Here is a 15019-nt window from a genome sequence, read left to right on the forward strand (position 1 = left end):
AACGTACCATTGGGGTTCTTGTTGTCCCCCACGCTTATTAGCGATCGCCTTGAAACACTCCTCCCGCGCCTCAAGAGACACAGGAGGAGCCATTGCCAAACATCGCTGATTAGAGTGTGATGTTATACCAAATCAAATGACAAACGTTACAGATTCTTTGCCCTCATCCCAACCCTTCTTCCCAGGGAGAAGGGCTAAATTCAAAGCCCCTCGCCCTTGGGGAGAGGGATTTACGGTGAGGGCGACTCGATTGATCTGTAGCACCTATTTTTGGATTTGGTGTTACGGAGCCGGAACCGCGACTCGATTGCTAGGAACGATTTGCGGCTGATAGGAAAACACCTCTCGGCTACGAGGGTTGACCGTCACCTTAAGCCACTGCACGTCATTGTTACCATTTGCCGCACTGTTGCCAAAGGTCTCAACGCGAGTGAAGTTCTCAAGCCGTCTGCCTTGAGCATCCTGCAAGGGCTTATCAAGGCGGTAGTAGTGCGAATCGCCATGCACGTAGGCAACTGGCTTGCGGAACGCGATGACTTCTTCGCGCAAGGCAACTAAATAGTCCTTGAAGCCATCAGGAAAGGGGACACCGTTCGCATCCTTACCATTTTCCACGAGCGTTCTCGGATCACGCGTCGGTGCTCTAGTAGGGTCGCTATTATCCCACCCTGGATTGGCTTGAGCGATCAACATCACCGCTACCGAGTTGCGCGCCTTGGCGACCTTAAAAGTCTCTTGCAACCAGGCAATATTGGCTGCGTTTCGCGCTGCGTACTCCTCTTGGTCAGGTGCAATATCACACAGGTTGTTGCACGAACCCTGGACATTGAGGGTCGCATAGGTGACTCTGCCGATCGTCCAGCGGCGGTTTTCAACATATGGAGCCGCCTGGACTTCTTGTTTGAGGCGGCGCTTGCCGAGCGAGTAGGGCGTGCTGAAAAAGATCTGCCGCTCGTAGTTAAGGCGTTCGAGTGAGTTAAAGCCACCGTTTGCGGGACGATCGCAGTCTGTCCAATCGTTATCGCCCGGTGTAAAGATTGCAGGTGCCTTCAGAGCGTTAAAGTAGCCGAGTGATTGCGTGTAGAGGTCGTCGCTACAGGTCGTCGGTGTGACCGAGCCAGCGGTGGCGTTGCCCGCCTTCAAGTCGCCATTGTGAACTGTGAAGGACAGGCTTTGCGCGTTCATGTCGGCGATGAGGTTCGGTACCCCGGTTTGTGCCTGCGTGTCTGAGTAAGGTAGATCGCCCCAAAGTCCGATCGCGTAGGAACGGTTGCTATTCTCTTTTTCGTTCTCTCGTTCGCTGGCAGTCGCTAAGCCGATCGCAGCACTGGTCAGGAAAGGTACAGTCAGCGCCAGTAAACATACTTTACGTAGCAACCGCGCAGTGGTGACGCGTTGAAACCCCAAGTAGCCAAGCCTTGTCATCATAAATCCTCAAGTATTCTTGGTAGCTGTAAACGCCTTCTAGACAAGTTGTCCCTGCCTGCGCCATTCCAGCCAAGAATTTACACTACTGGATCGTTAATAACAGATGGGTTACGACCAGGTTATCAGTGGGTTACGAGTTTTCCTTTTTACAGAAACTTTATGAACACTTTACAGAACTGTATCTTCTACTTGTGTACCTGACTGGGCACCTGTAGAGGTGTTTACTCAAATGAAGCACAGAGACGTAGGCTGTGTTAGGCGAAGCTGCAACGCATCAATCCCTTAAGCAGCATGGGTTACGCTGTCGCTAACCCATCCTACAGTCAGTCTTTCAAGGAAAAATTCCTTAGAGGGGCTATAGCGCCCTCCCTACTACTAACGCACACCGATCGTAAGGCTATATTCTGCCGCCGCACCCGGCTTCTGCTCCTCAGGCACCAACCGCGCACGCACCCGATAGTCTCCACTTTGGCGCAAGACGCTCGACCAGTTTCTGCCGCCTGTGTAGAGGTTGCTGCCGTTAGGGGCAAACACCTGCAACTGTAAAAAGGAGCTGGTGCCGACCGTGCTGATGCTGAGCGTTTGACCAGCTCTAGCATTCAGCAGATAGTCACGGGACTGCGCGCCTTGCACCCTGCCCCCGACCGTTGAGGCGGAGGTGCCCGGTGCAAACGAGACTCGCTGGGTAGACGTGCCACCAGGGGTGCCACCCACGCGCAGTAAGTCGCCCCGAATCCAGCCACGCGCACCAGAATTGGGAAACTCGACAAAGTACCAGCGGTAGCCGTCTGGTGCATTGGTTTGGTTGAGAATAGTGACCCGATCGCCGCCTAACCCATAGTGCCGCACAGGAGCACTTGTGGAAGGCGTTGCTCGTATATTCACACGACCAGATCCCTGAATCGTTCCTGTGGCTGCTAACGCTGGTAGCACCGTCGCAAACGAGATTACCAGGGCTGCCATCAACGCTGAACCGTACTTAAACTTCATCACAAATAGATCCGTTAAAAAATAGTGCTCAGACTATCTAAGCTCAAAAGCGCTCAAATAATTCACCTTTCTTCAGGGTTTGTGGTGCTCATGCCAATGGCGGGCAATGTCGATCCGACGACAAAGCCAGACGCGATCGTGCTGCTGCACATAATCCAAAAACCTGGCTAACGAGGCAGCGCGACCCGGACGACCTACCAGCCGACAGTGTAGCCCGACGCTCATCATCTTCGGTGCCGCGTCGCCTTCAGCATAAAGAACATCAAACGCATCGCGCAGGTAGGCAAAAAACTGATCGCCAGAGTTGAAGCCCTGGATGCTGGCAAAGCGCATATCATTGTTGTCCAGCGTGTAGGGAATAACGAGATGGGGCTTGCCATAGTCGTGCACCCAATAGGGCAAATCATCGCCGTAACTGTCGGCATCGTAGAGAAAATTACCGTCTTCGACAACGAGACGGCGCGTGTGAGGGCTGGTTCTGCCCGTATACCAACCGAGGGGACGATCGCCCGTTACCTGGGTGTGAAGCGCGATCGCTTTCTGTAAATGCTCCCGTTCGGCAGCTTCGCCAAAGTACTTGTAGTCAATCCAGCGATAGCCGTGGCTGGCGATTTCCCAATCTGCTTCGAGCATCGCAGCAACCGCTTCGGGGTTTCGCTCCAGCGCCATTGCAACCCCATAGACCGTGACGGGAATGCCGCGCTGCGTGAACATCCGGTGCAGCCGCCAAAAGCCCGATCGACTCCCGTATTCGTAGCACGACTCCATATTCATGTGGCGAATACCGTGAAGCGGCACCGCTCCTACAATCTCCGACAGAAAGGTTTCCGAGGCATCATCACCATGCAGAATGCAGGTTTCGCCGCCTTCTTCGTAGTTGATGACAAACTGCACCGCAACCCGTGCCTGCTGGTGCCATTTTGGGTCGGGAGTATGGCGACCGTAGCCCACCATGTCGCGTGGATAGTGTTCTGGCATGGAGTTCTTTGAGAATAGATGAACAACTGCTGTGCAGTGAATACGCTTTGACGGCGATCGCCGCGATCGCTAAAAGGCTGTAAGCCTTGCAGCAACCAGCCTTAGCAACATTCGATTCAGATTATCTTCTTCTGTCGTGAAGATAATGGCAAGATTGAAGTAACGCACGTTTTCCCAGAGGCACTATGGCTCTCACCGTTAAAGACCTGGAGAAACTACAAGAACAAATCCCTGACCATCGTCTGGAGTTAGTCGATGGAGAAATTATTGTCATGAGTCCATCCGGCTACGAGTCCGACGAGGTTGCGACAAGAATGGCAGCCAAGATGTTTAATTGGGTGGACGATCGCCGCTTAGGGCGGATTACAGGTTCTAGCGCCGGGTTTACCCTACCAAACTCTGATACCCGTGCGCCTGATGTCTCGTTTGTGCAAGCTGAGCGGTTGCGTAAAAGTCCCCGCAGCTTTGCTGAGCTGGCTCCTGATTTAATGGTGGAAGTGAAGTCGCCTAGCGATAGCCTGACAAAGCTAAGAGATAAAATTGATGCGTTTTTGCAGGCAGGTACGCGCGTTGGCATTCTCATCAATCCAGAGCAACGGTGGGTAGAGATGCGGCGATCGACGGAAGCACCGATAACACTGCATGATGGCGACACGTTGACCGTGCCTGATCTGCTTCCGGGCTGGGAGGTTCAAGTGCTTGATTTGTGGTCGCCAGAGTTCGACTGATCTCAGAGCAAACACAGAACGCTTCTACGGCTAGAGTCTTTAGCCCCTACTTAGCCCAATAGGGTGAGTTCAAAATCACCTGACTACAGGAAGAGCGCGATCGTGCCCAGACGGTATCTTGAACCCTAGATCAGGTACTTCATGTACATCAGGTCTAAGACCTGGCAGGGGGCTGCTGGGTCTTTTCTTTTGGTCGATTAGTAACCGTCAGCCGTCAGCCATTAACGGTAGCCAACCGTTAATGGCTGACGGCTGATAGCTGATAGCTGATCGCTGATCGCTGATTCAGACAGGTACCGTTATTTTTAACCAGCTCTCAGGATGTAACCAACGCAGCGAGGCGAAAGTTGGCAATCTGACCAATCTCGGCTAACGCTTGTTTCACTTCTGCTGACGGTGTGTTGTGCAGGCGACGATCGAACGCTTCCAGGATGCTGGCTTTGGTATGGTTTTTGACCGCCACAATAAAAGGAAAGCCAAATTTCGCTTTGTATGCCTGGTTCATGGCATGAAAGCGATCGTATTCTTCTGGAGTCAGACGATCCAGCCCGACACCCGCTTGTTCTTGCACAGACGCATCTGCCATTTTTGCCTTACTGCCCAAATCAGGATGCGCTTGAATGAGTGCTAACTGTTCCGCCTCAGTCATCACATTGACGACATCACTCATTGCCTGCTGCAAGTCGGTCAAGTCTGTAAAGGGACGTTGTGCCCAGGCTTCCTGCGCGATCGCAGGGGTCGCTTCAAAGACATCTCCCAGCGCTGCCACAAAGTCAGCCTGATGCATCTGGTTGAGCTGCGCGATCGAGTAGGTCATTGTTTAAGAAAGCTGAGCAACCTTGAGCAAGTTCAACAAGTTAACATGGCTTACTATAGCGGTTCTTAATCCAGTGAAATACAGTCGCAAAGAGGCAGAAGGAAAGCCGACGTGCTCTTGAACTTCTGCCCTCTGCCCTCTGCCTTCTGCCTTAAAACCTCAGCCCTTGTACCGCACTCTAATGGGAACCGCTATATATTGCCTTGTGCATTAAAAAATGGCAACAATAGCCGCAGCGAAAGCAACTAATTTTCTAGATATGCACCTGAATCTAGGAAAGCATTACCGCTATGCTGTCGCGTTTGCCTGAGCCAGAAGCCGATGCAGACCGCCGCAAAACGGGCACACTAGCAACGTCAAATAGGACTGAGCCGATGGACTATCAACGGTTTATGCAACAGTTACCGAACCTGTATCACCATTGGGGGAACGAATCGGTACAGCCCAGGATAGAACACTTTCAGGCGGTGCTTCAGCAGATTCAGGGCATGACTACTGGGAATGTACTGCAACTGTTAAACTTTGCGGTTGCCTGTATGGAACCAGGTGAAGTCTACTGCGAAGTTGGGTGTTTTCAGGGAGCAACGCTGACTGGGGCATTGCTCAACCATCCCGATCGCATGGCATACGCGATCGACAACTTCTCGGAATTCGATGTTGCCAACGAAAACCAGTCGAAACTGATGCAAAACCTGGCAGCGTTCGGCTTGGAAGAGCAGGTTTTCTTCTGTGACCAAGATTTTGAGTCATTTTTTGCTGATTTGCGCGCCCTTGAAACCAGCGATCGCATTGGTGTCTATCTCTACGATGGTGCTCACGATTATCGATCGCAGCTCATGGGCTTGCTGCTGGTCAAACCGTTTCTTGCCGATCGTGCCCTCATCATCGTAGACGACAGCAACTGGGCACCCGTTCAGCAAGCAAATTGGGACTTTATCGCCGCTCACCCGCAATGCCAGCTCATTCTCGACTTGCCCACGCCTGACAACGGCTATCCTACCTTCTGGAACGGGCTGCAAGTTTTAAGCTGGGATGTGCAAGCCAACCACCACTACGACTGGTCAACGTTGCAAAAAGCAAGCAAACCTGGATTTATTCAGGCAATGCAGCGACTCTCCGTTACCGTTACACCGCATCCAAGCGATGCTCTCAAAGCACTCCAAGCAGACGCTTCGAGGCTACGCCAGTTGGGACAGTGGGCAGAAGCAGCGCAGATGTTTGTGGCAATTTTGCAGCAGGATGACCAGCGAGCAGAGAGCTGGCACGGCTTGGGGATGACGTATTACCTGATGGGGCGCTACGGTGAGGCGTTGAAGGCAAGCACTCAGGCGATCGCGCTCAACCCTGCGATCGCAGACTACCACTACAGCCTGGGGTTAGTGCTCGAAAAAATAGGCGACATTATAGCGGCTGCACACGCTTACCAGCAGGCGATCGCGCTGGACAGCACTTTGACTGATGCCTACAACAACCTGGGGAACTTGATCCTTGAACATGGCGATGCACACCAGGCAGCGCTGCACTACCAGCAGGCGATCGCCACTAAATCTAACCATGCTGGGTCTTACATCAATTTAGGCAATGCGCTACTCGCACAACATCAGTTTGATGACGCGATCGCTGCCTACCAAACAGCGCTTCAACACAAGCCTCAAGACGTGGCGGCACTGGAAAATGTATCGTTTGCTCATACGTTAAAACACGATCCCACGCAAGCAGCACTCTTTTTGGGCGATCGGTTTTATCAACAGCAAAACTATCAGGCGGCGCTGGAACACTATCAGGCGATCGCCACTAGCGAAAGAGATATTAGCGTTTACCAATCTTTAGCAACCTGTTATCGAAAGCTTGACCAGCTAGATGCAGCGATCGAGGTCGATCGTCAGGGAATAACCCACTTTCCTCAAGAACCAAATTTCTATCTTTCTTTAATACTCGATCTGCATAATGTAGGCAGGCTGAAAGAAGCAGTTCAAGCAGCAACGGACGGCATCCATTTATTTCCCGATCACTATGGCTTTAAGCTTGAAAATCAGCGGTTACTCCCCCTTATTTATCAAACGCCTGAAGCAATTTCATGGCATCGACAGCGTTATACTCAGACACTCAATACGTTAGTCAAGCAGACAGAATTAGTGACGATCGAACAGTACAAAACCGCGCTGGAAGGCATTGGGCAGAGTACTAACTTTTTACTGTCGTATCAAGGACATAACGATCTGAACCTGCAAAAACAGTACGGGGAATTTGTGTGCAAGATTATGGCTGCGAACTATCCCCAATGGAGCCAGCCATTGTCATTAATGCCGCTCCAGGCAGGTGAAAAAATTCGCATTGGCTATGTTTCTGGCTGCATGTGGGAACACACGGTTGGCAAATTGATGATTGGCTGGCTGCGTCATCATAACTCTGCCAGATTTGAGCTTTACAGCTACAACATGAGAGATTGCTATGACTCACTAACACAAGAATACCGTAAGTATAGTGATGCTTTCTATCAAATGCCTCCACACTTAGAGGCGATTTGTGAACAAATTACTGCAAATAAATTACACATTCTCGTCTTCTTTGATCTTGGTATGCAGGGACTGATGACTCAGTTAGCAGGTCTGCGATTGGCACCCGTTCAATGCACCACCTGGGCACATCCAGTCACCTCTGGGTTGCCAACAGTTGACTACTTTTTATCGAGCGCATTAATGGAGCCAGAAGCGGCTCAAAATCATTACTCAGAAACCTTAATTCGGTTGCCCAAAATTGGCATTTCCTATGCCAAGCCAGCCATCACAGCACCCACCAAAACACGGGCTGACTTTGGGCTACGCGAGGACGCTGTGGTGTATTTAGCCTGCCAATTGTTGTGCAAACTATTGCCGCAGCATGACTATCTTTTTGCGGCGATCGCCCAACAAATTCCACAAGCCCAATTTGTGTTTATCGCTCGTCCCACCAGTGTTTATGTGCAAGACCAATTCAAACAGCGCCTGCAACAAGCATTCGCTGACTTTGGTTTGGACAGTGAGCAACACTGCGTCATGTTGCCGCCTCAAGTGCAGGCAGATTATTGGGACTTAAACCAGCGATCGGACATTTTCTTGGATAGCGTTAGCTGGTCAGGTGGGCATACAACTCTGGAAGCGATCGCTTGCGATCTGCCGATCGTGACCTGTCCCGGTGACTTGATGCGGGGTCGTCACTCTTACGGCATTTTAACCGCGCTGGGCATGACCGAAACGATCGCCCAAACCGAGGCAGAGTACGTTAAAATCGCCGTTCGCTTGGGACACGATCCAGCCTGGAGGCAGCAGGTAGTGGCACAAATGCGCGATCGCCATGCTGACCTGTATGACGATACCGCTTGCATCGACGCACTTGAAATCTTTTATCAGCAAGCGATTGGGCAATTCATGCCGCAACCATCACGGCATTAGCGCAAAAGCAGTTTAAAGACGGTGAAATGCCTCAAACAACCCTTGACCAGAAGCAAGCGAGTGATCAAAAAGCTGCCCACGAATTCAAAACCTTCCTAAATTCCTTTAGAATTGCTGACTAGCTGGTAGCGCCTACTTAGTTGCTATATGGCAGTTCTCAGGGAGCATGTCACTTTCGCAAGTGCTAGATTCTGCCCTCATCCCCAACCCTTCTCCCCCAGGAGAAGGGAGCAAGGATGCAAAGTCCCTCTCCCTGGGGAGAGGGATTTAGGGTGAGGGCGCAAAGATGACATGCTCCCCAGTTCTCAATCATTGAGCCGTCAGCGGTCAGCGGTCAGCAGTTAACTGAGCATCTTGCACCACTTGTAACAAATGCCGTGAAACAAATTGCAGGCTGATGGGGAAAGTCCGTTAGAACGGACTAAACCGATTCATTGATCATCTCTAAATCCATTTCAATGGGTTTGAGTGATTAGCCTCAAATGCATTCGAGGGCGGTTATTGGAAACGGTGCAAGCTCTCAGTTAATCCAAAGCTGATAGCTGACCGCTGATAGCTAATGCCACTTGAACATCTTCGCTCTTCAAAACTTCGTGGACTCTTATGGGTATAGATGCTGTTGCTGCTGAAATGAACCTACACCCTCAGACGCTAGGACAGGTTTTGGGCATTGATCTGGGTGGCAGCGCTATCAAATTGGGGCGCTTTAACCAGGATGGTAGCTGCTTGCAGGCGCTCACTGTGCCCACACCACAGCCTGCCGCTCCTGATGCCGTTTTGATTGCAATGGTAGAGGCAATCGCCCAGATCGACCCAGACCAACAGGCAGGCGCGATCGGCGTGGGTACACCCGGTCCTACGGATGCTACCGGACGGATTGCGCGTGTTGCCATCAATCTCGAAGGCTGGCACGACATTCCATTGGCAGACTGGCTCGAAGCCAAGACCGATCGTCCGACTGTGCTTGCCAACGATGCCAACTGCGCGGGTTTGGGCGAAGCATGGCTAGGTGCGGGACGCTGGTATCGGAACCTGATTTTGCTGACGCTGGGCACTGGCGTAGGTGGCGCGATCATTCTTGAGGGCAAGCTGTTTACAGGGCATCACGGCTCTGCTGGCGAACTAGGCTTGATTACGCTGAACCCTGACGGTCCCCCTTGCAAGAGCGGCAATCGTGGGTCTCTGGAGCAGTACGCTTCGGTGCAGGCAATTCGGCGACGCACTGGGCTGGAACCAGATGCGCTCAGCGCTCTTGCTGCAACGGGTGATGCTGAAGCTCTTGCATTCTGGCAAGCGTATGGGCGCGATTTGGGTGCTGGACTCGCCAGCCTGATGTATGTGCTTACACCAGAAGCGATCGTCATTGGTGGCGGTGTCAGCGCCAGTGCTGATCTGTTTTTTCCTGCGATGCAAGCAGAAATTGAACAGCGCGTGTTGCCTAGCTCTCGCCCTGGTCTGCAACTGCTGCGGGCAGAATTAGGCAACCAGGCAGGCATTGTAGGTGCCGCCAAACTAGCATGGCAAAAACAGTTAGAAAGCTGAAAAGTAGCTATCAGCTTTTTCTTGACTGCTGACCGCTGACCGCTGATAGATTAATTCATTCCTAGTCGCTCTAAGACCGATCGCGTTGAAACAATGTGCCGATCGAGTCCCAACTGCTTTGGATCAATACCCAGCGCCAACGAAATGAGTTGAGGCAAATGCAGCACAGGAAGCCCTAGTTTTTGCCCAATCACTTTTTCGACTTCAGGTTGACGAGAATCGAGATTAAGGTGACACAACGGGCAGGGCGTGACGATGCAATCAGCACCTTGCGCAATCGCTTCTTGAATGTGCATTCCCGCCATCTTGAACGACTGCTCAGTGGCGTAGCTAGAGAGGGGCCAACCGCAGCATTGAGTGCGTCCCCGGTAGTCAACGGGTGTGGCTCCGATCGCCCGAAACACGTTCTCCATCGACTGTGGATTGTAGGGATCATCGTAGGGGAGATGATCCTGGGCACGCAGTAGGTAGCAGCCGTAGAAGGCAGCGCATTTTAGTCCAGAGAGTTTGCGAGTGACTTTTTGAGCCAGCGCATCCAAGCCATAGTCGCCGACGATCGCCCAGAGCAGGTGCTTGACATCCGTACTGCCCTTGTACGGTGAACAGCCTTCTTGATGAAGTAAGCCGTTAATGCGATCGACATAGGCAGGATCGCTTGTCTGACGTTCTTTGAGCCGCTCGTCCACATGACCGATCACGCCCTGACACGTGCTGCAATGGGTAAGCAACGGCAGGTTCAGCGATTCTGCCAGCGCAATATTGCGAGCATTAACCGTGTCTTCGAGAAACTGGGAATCTTCCTTGAACGTGCCAGAGCCACAGCAGGATGCCTTTTTTAATTCGATCAGCTCAATGCCTAGCGCTTGCGTCAGTGCTTGCGTTGATTGATACAATTCTCGACAGGCTCCCTGAGCAACACAGCCTGGGAAGTAGGCGTATTTGAGCGTGGGCGATGATACAGTGGACAGCGACATGATTCGTTAAGGTACGGGGTACAGACGATCGAGAATCAGGAGCGGCTCTTGCCAGCCTCTCTAGTCACCTCTGACCAAAGCTTGAGCAATTGCTTCCTTATCATCCCCTTTTTCTGGAAGAACAGCACTCCAGGCTTCAGCCTTGCTCCCGCAAAAGCCAATACTGCCCACGAATGGGGCATTTACACCCGCTTCCTTCCGTCTTCCTGTACCCTGTGTCCTGTACGCATTGTTAAGCGATCGGTTAGGAAAGCGTCTGTTAATGATTCGGACGATCGCGCTTTCAGATAAGATCAGGGAATGTTTGTCATCGCCTGCATGAGCAAAACGAGTGTCAAAACGCTTGTATTGCCCCATGACAGGCAGTCAGACAGGTTTTACAGCATAACCACTGCCGCCGCATTGATTGAGGAAGTTTATGACCGAGACAGAAATTTTCGAGAAAGTCCAGAAAATTGTGGCTGAACAGCTCGGCGTTGAAGCCAGTGAAGTAACGCCTCAAGCCAGCTTTGCTAACGATCTAGGAGCCGATTCTTTGGATACCGTTGAGCTAGTAATGGCACTAGAAGAAGAATTTGATGTCGAAATTCCTGACGAAGCGGCGGAAGAAATCGCCACTGTACAGTCAGCTGTAGACTACATCAACAGTAAGGTGGCGGCATCGGCTTAGAAACAGTGAACAGTGAGCAGTCAAGCTTTCTTCTTGAGCATTGATTCGTCAGAGTCACTGAGCGATTGACTGAAAACTGAAGCCTGTTCACTGAAACTGAAGCCTGTTTACTGAAAACTGTTCTTCTGTTCTGCATTCTGGGCATTGACCCGTAACGTTGAAGCCATGACAACTATCGATCGTAAGCGCGTTGTCGTCACAGGACTCGGCGCGATTACCCCAATTGGAAATACCCTGACTGACTATTGGCAAGGGCTATTGAGCGGACGTAATGGGATTGGTCCCATTACCCTCTTTGATGCTGCTCGGCATGACTGTCGCATGGCAGGTGAGGTGAAAGGATTTGATCCGCACGCTTATATGGATCGTAAGGAAGCAAAGCGGATGGATCGGTTCGCCCAGTTTGGCGTATCTGCCAGTAAGCAAGCGATCGCCGATGCCAAATTTGTCATCAACGATTTGAATGCAGAACAGGTGGGCGTTTTGATCGGCACGGGCATTGGTGGGCTAAAGGTGCTGGAAGACCAGCAGGAAATTTACCTCACGAAGGGTCCCGATCGCTGTAGCCCCTTCATGATTCCTATGATGATTGCCAACATGGCAGCAGGTTTAACCGCCATTCACACAGGCGCGAAAGGTCCAAACTCTTGTTCCGTAACCGCGTGTGCCGCCGGATCAAACGCGATCGGGGATGCCTTTCGACTCGTCCAAAACGGCTATGCCCAAGCGATGATTTGCGGCGGCACAGAGGCAGCAGTAACGCCGCTCTCTGTTGCTGGCTTTGCCGCCTGTAAAGCCATGTCCACACGTAACGATGATCCTGCTCATGCGAGTCGCCCGTTCGATAAGAACCGCGATGGCTTTGTGTTAGGCGAAGGCAGCGGCATTCTGATCATTGAGGAGCTAGAACATGCTTTAGCGCGGGGTGCCCGTATCTATGCCGAAATTGTTGGCTACGGCGCGACCTGCGATGCTTATCACATCACGTCTCCTGTGCCCGGAGGCGAGGGTGCCGCAAGAGCCATTTCCTTAGCGTTGAAAGATGCTCATCTCATGCCTGATCAAGTCAGCTACATCAACGCTCACGGCACCAGTACGCCAGCGAATGATTCGACCGAAACAGCGGCGATGAAGAAGGCATTGGGCGATCATGCTTACAAGATTACTGTTAGCTCTACGAAGTCGATGACGGGACACTTATTGGGTGGTTCGGGTGGCATTGAAGCGGTCGCGGCTGTCATGGCAGTGGCAAACGATCGCGTTCCCCCTACCATCAATCTCGACAATCCCGATCCTGATTGTGACCTGGACTACGTGCCCCATCACAGCCGCGAACAGATAGTAGACGTAGCGCTGTCCAATTCCTTTGGTTTCGGTGGACATAACGTTACGCTGGCATTTAAGAAGTATCGATAGTCTTTGGTTCGACTGTTTCACCTTTCAGAGCTTTGCGCCCGCTTGCCTCACTGCCCTATTCAGGATCTAAATCATGACAGCAACGACCACTCGCTTTCCGATCGACCTCGGTGCTTATAAGCCCGTAACGCTAGACCCTGCCAACAAAACCCTGACCGACGAGCAGCGCGAAACCCTCAAGGCAAACATCCAGCTTTGCCGGGATGCCATTATCTTCTTCACTGCAACGGGTGCCGCAAGAGGTGTGGGCGGTCATACGGGCGGACCTTACGACACCGTGCCCGAAGTCATGATTCTTGATGCCCTGTTCCGGAGCGCTCCTGATCAATTCGTGCCAATCTTCTTTGACGAAGCAGGGCACCGTGTGGCAACCCAGTACCTCATGGCAACCCTGCATGGCGATTTGCCTGCGGAACAGTTGACCCACTACCGGGAAGCAAACTCCCACCTGCCGGGACATCCAGAACTGGGCTTGACTCCCGGCGTGAAATTTAGCTCCGGTCGCTTGGGTCATATGTGGCCCTACGTAAATGGTGTGGCAATGGCAAACCCCGGCAAGACGGTTTTCTGCCTCGGTTCGGATGGCTCTCAGCAAGAAGGCAACGATGCGGAAGCGGCACGGTTAGCGGTCGCGCAACACCTCAACGTCAAGCTGATCATTGACGACAATGACGTGACGATCGCGGGACATCCCTCCAAATACCTCCCAGGCTTTACCGTGGCAAAAACTCTGGCAGGTCACGGACTCAAGGTACTGGAAGGCAATGGCGAAGATCTGGACGATCTGTACGCGCGCATTGTGGAAGCTATCTCCACACCGGGACCGATCGCAGTCGTCAACAAACGTCCCATGTCCGTTGGCATCGAAGGTCTAGAAGGCTCGACTCACGGGCATGACGTGATTTCGGTGAAGCTGGCGATCGCGTATCTGGAAAAACGCGGTTTAACAGCAGCAGTGGACTTTTTGAAAGCGATCGAAACGCCCAAAAATCCCTACAAATTTATCGGTGCAGGCGACACATGGGACTCTAACCGCAACGTGTTTGGCGATGCCGTGAATGCGGTGTTGGATGGCATGAGTGAAGCCGATCGCAAGGCAAACGTCATCGTCATCGACAGCGACCTGGAAGGCTCTTGCGGTCTGAAAAAGATTCACGATGCCCATCCTGAAGTCTTCATCCCCTCCGGTATCATGGAGCGGGGTAATATTTCCGCTGCGGCTGGCTTTGGCATGGAAAAAGGCAAGCAGGGCATCTTCGCTACCTTCGCTGCTTTTTTGGAGATGTGCATCTCTGAAATCACGATGGCGCGGTTAAACTACTCCAACCTGCTCTGCCACTTCTCCCACTCCGGCATTGACGATATGGCAGACAACACCTGCCACTTCGGCATCAACAACTTCTTTGCTGACAACGGGCTGGACGATGGCTACGAAACTCGCCTCTACTTCCCTGCCGATGCGGGTCAGATGAAAGCGGTTGTCTCAGGCGTGTTTAACGACCCAGGACTGCGTTTCATCTTCTCCACGCGCTCCAAAACACCCAACATTCTTGATGCCAACGGCAATGATCTTCACGGTGAGGGTTATACCTTCGTTCCTGGCAAAGATGAAGTGGTACGCGAAGGCACCGCTGGCTACATCGTTAGCTTTGGTGATGGCTTGTATCGCGCTCTGGATGCCGTGCATCGCCTGAAGCAGGAAGGCATCGACGTTGGTTTGATCAACAAGCCGACGTTGAATGTGGTGGATGAAGCAGCGATCGCCAAAATCGGTGCAACCCCCTTTGTCCTCGTCGTTGAGGCATTCAACCGCAAAACAGGCTTGGGCAGTCGCTTCGGCACCTGGCTGCTAGAGCGCGGCTTGACCCCCAAATACGCCCACCTCGGCACTCACAAAGAAGGCTCCGGCGGTCTGTGGGAACAGTATCCCCATCAAGGACTCGACCCCGACAGCATCATCGCCAAAGTCAAAGAACTGGTTGGCTAACTGAAACCACTAATTTCAGTTTAGTCTCTACACACTAATGGACTGAGCGTTGCGGTTA

12 protein-coding genes are annotated in these 15019 nt (G+C 52.2%); 6 read left to right on the forward strand and 6 right to left on the reverse strand.

What is annotated here, in order from left to right; all coding sequences use genetic code 11:
- Positions 1 to 282 precede the first annotated feature (282 nt).
- The 3 genes from AC5JO6_RS04105 to puuE form a co-directional block, all read right to left on the reverse strand.
- Positions 283 to 1428 (reverse strand): hypothetical protein, encoded by a 1146-nt coding sequence (locus AC5JO6_RS04105; protein WP_496079770.1) that lies wholly within the window; start codon positions 1426 to 1428, stop codon positions 283 to 285.
- Between the two features lie 375 nt (positions 1429 to 1803).
- A complete protein-coding gene (locus AC5JO6_RS04110; RefSeq protein WP_496079771.1) occupies positions 1804 to 2418 on the reverse strand; it encodes an SH3 domain-containing protein in 615 nt (204 codons plus the stop codon).
- A 72-nt stretch (positions 2419 to 2490) separates the two neighbouring features.
- Positions 2491 to 3396 (reverse strand): allantoinase PuuE, encoded by a 906-nt coding sequence (puuE, locus tag AC5JO6_RS04115; protein ID WP_496079772.1) that lies wholly within the window; start codon positions 3394 to 3396, stop codon positions 2491 to 2493.
- Between the two features lie 185 nt (positions 3397 to 3581).
- Here puuE and AC5JO6_RS04120 point away from each other — a divergent pair, with 185 nt between their 5' ends.
- Entirely contained in the window at positions 3582 to 4124 is a 543-nt protein-coding gene (locus tag AC5JO6_RS04120; protein WP_496079773.1) for a Uma2 family endonuclease, read from the forward strand.
- A 316-nt stretch (positions 4125 to 4440) separates the two neighbouring features.
- Here AC5JO6_RS04120 and uraD read toward each other — a convergent pair whose 3' ends face one another.
- A complete protein-coding gene (gene uraD / locus AC5JO6_RS04125; RefSeq protein WP_496079774.1) occupies positions 4441 to 4941 on the reverse strand; it encodes a 2-oxo-4-hydroxy-4-carboxy-5-ureidoimidazoline decarboxylase in 501 nt (166 codons plus the stop codon).
- 290 nt (positions 4942 to 5231) lie between these two features.
- On the opposite strand from uraD, the gene AC5JO6_RS04130 reads away from it, so the two are divergent.
- On the forward strand, positions 5232 to 8372 hold the full coding sequence (locus AC5JO6_RS04130) for an O-linked N-acetylglucosamine transferase family protein (protein WP_496079775.1): 3141 nt from the start codon (positions 5232 to 5234) through the stop codon (positions 8370 to 8372).
- 603 nt (positions 8373 to 8975) lie between these two features.
- Complete coding sequence (locus AC5JO6_RS04135) at positions 8976 to 9914, forward strand: ROK family protein (RefSeq protein WP_496079776.1); 939 nt, start codon at positions 8976 to 8978, stop codon at positions 9912 to 9914.
- A gap of 50 nt (positions 9915 to 9964) precedes the next feature.
- Here AC5JO6_RS04135 and AC5JO6_RS04140 read toward each other — a convergent pair whose 3' ends face one another.
- Both AC5JO6_RS04140 and AC5JO6_RS04145 read right to left on the reverse strand, forming a co-directional pair.
- Entirely contained in the window at positions 9965 to 10888 is a 924-nt protein-coding gene (locus AC5JO6_RS04140; RefSeq protein WP_496079777.1) for a CoB--CoM heterodisulfide reductase iron-sulfur subunit B family protein, read from the reverse strand.
- Positions 10889 to 10948: 60 nt separating this feature from the next.
- Positions 10949 to 11245, reverse strand: a complete 297-nt coding sequence (locus tag AC5JO6_RS04145; RefSeq protein WP_496079778.1) for a hypothetical protein — start codon at positions 11243 to 11245, stop codon at positions 10949 to 10951.
- A 61-nt stretch (positions 11246 to 11306) separates the two neighbouring features.
- On the opposite strand from AC5JO6_RS04145, the gene acpP reads away from it, so the two are divergent.
- The 3 genes from acpP (at position 11307) to AC5JO6_RS04160 (ending at position 14961) form a co-directional block, all read left to right on the forward strand.
- A complete protein-coding gene (gene acpP / locus AC5JO6_RS04150) occupies positions 11307 to 11558 on the forward strand; it encodes an acyl carrier protein (protein ID WP_496079779.1) in 252 nt (83 codons plus the stop codon).
- A 165-nt stretch (positions 11559 to 11723) separates the two neighbouring features.
- Positions 11724 to 12974: a beta-ketoacyl-ACP synthase II gene (gene fabF, locus AC5JO6_RS04155; RefSeq protein WP_496079780.1), complete on the forward strand. Its 1251-nt coding sequence runs from the start codon at positions 11724 to 11726 to the stop codon at positions 12972 to 12974.
- A gap of 73 nt (positions 12975 to 13047) precedes the next feature.
- Positions 13048 to 14961, forward strand: a complete 1914-nt coding sequence (locus AC5JO6_RS04160; RefSeq protein ID WP_496079781.1) for a thiamine pyrophosphate-binding protein — start codon at positions 13048 to 13050, stop codon at positions 14959 to 14961.
- Positions 14962 to 15019: the final 58 nt, after the last annotated feature.

The organism is Tildeniella sp., assembly GCF_059505325.1.

Excerpts from the sequence above, each read along its gene's own strand:
- AC5JO6_RS04160 (WP_496079781.1), top strand. The coding sequence starts at position 13,048 with ATGACAGCAACGACCACTCGCTTTCCGATCGACCTCGGTGCTTATAAG.
- AC5JO6_RS04135 (WP_496079776.1), top strand. The coding sequence starts at position 8,976 with ATGGGTATAGATGCTGTTGCTGCTGAAATGAACCTACACCCTCAGACG.
- AC5JO6_RS04130 (WP_496079775.1), top strand. The coding sequence starts at position 5,232 with ATGCTGTCGCGTTTGCCTGAGCCAGAAGCCGATGCAGACCGCCGCAAA.
- acpP (WP_496079779.1), top strand. The coding sequence starts at position 11,307 with ATGACCGAGACAGAAATTTTCGAGAAAGTCCAGAAAATTGTGGCTGAA.
- AC5JO6_RS04140 (WP_496079777.1), bottom strand. The coding sequence starts at position 10,888 with ATGTCGCTGTCCACTGTATCATCGCCCACGCTCAAATACGCCTACTTC.
- uraD (WP_496079774.1), bottom strand. The coding sequence starts at position 4,941 with ATGACCTACTCGATCGCGCAGCTCAACCAGATGCATCAGGCTGACTTT.
- fabF (WP_496079780.1), top strand. The coding sequence starts at position 11,724 with ATGACAACTATCGATCGTAAGCGCGTTGTCGTCACAGGACTCGGCGCG.
- AC5JO6_RS04110 (WP_496079771.1), bottom strand. The coding sequence starts at position 2,418 with ATGAAGTTTAAGTACGGTTCAGCGTTGATGGCAGCCCTGGTAATCTCG.
- AC5JO6_RS04120 (WP_496079773.1), top strand. The coding sequence starts at position 3,582 with ATGGCTCTCACCGTTAAAGACCTGGAGAAACTACAAGAACAAATCCCT.
- AC5JO6_RS04105 (WP_496079770.1), bottom strand. The coding sequence starts at position 1,428 with ATGATGACAAGGCTTGGCTACTTGGGGTTTCAACGCGTCACCACTGCG.
- puuE (WP_496079772.1), bottom strand. The coding sequence starts at position 3,396 with ATGCCAGAACACTATCCACGCGACATGGTGGGCTACGGTCGCCATACT.
- AC5JO6_RS04145 (WP_496079778.1), bottom strand. The coding sequence starts at position 11,245 with ATGGGGCAATACAAGCGTTTTGACACTCGTTTTGCTCATGCAGGCGAT.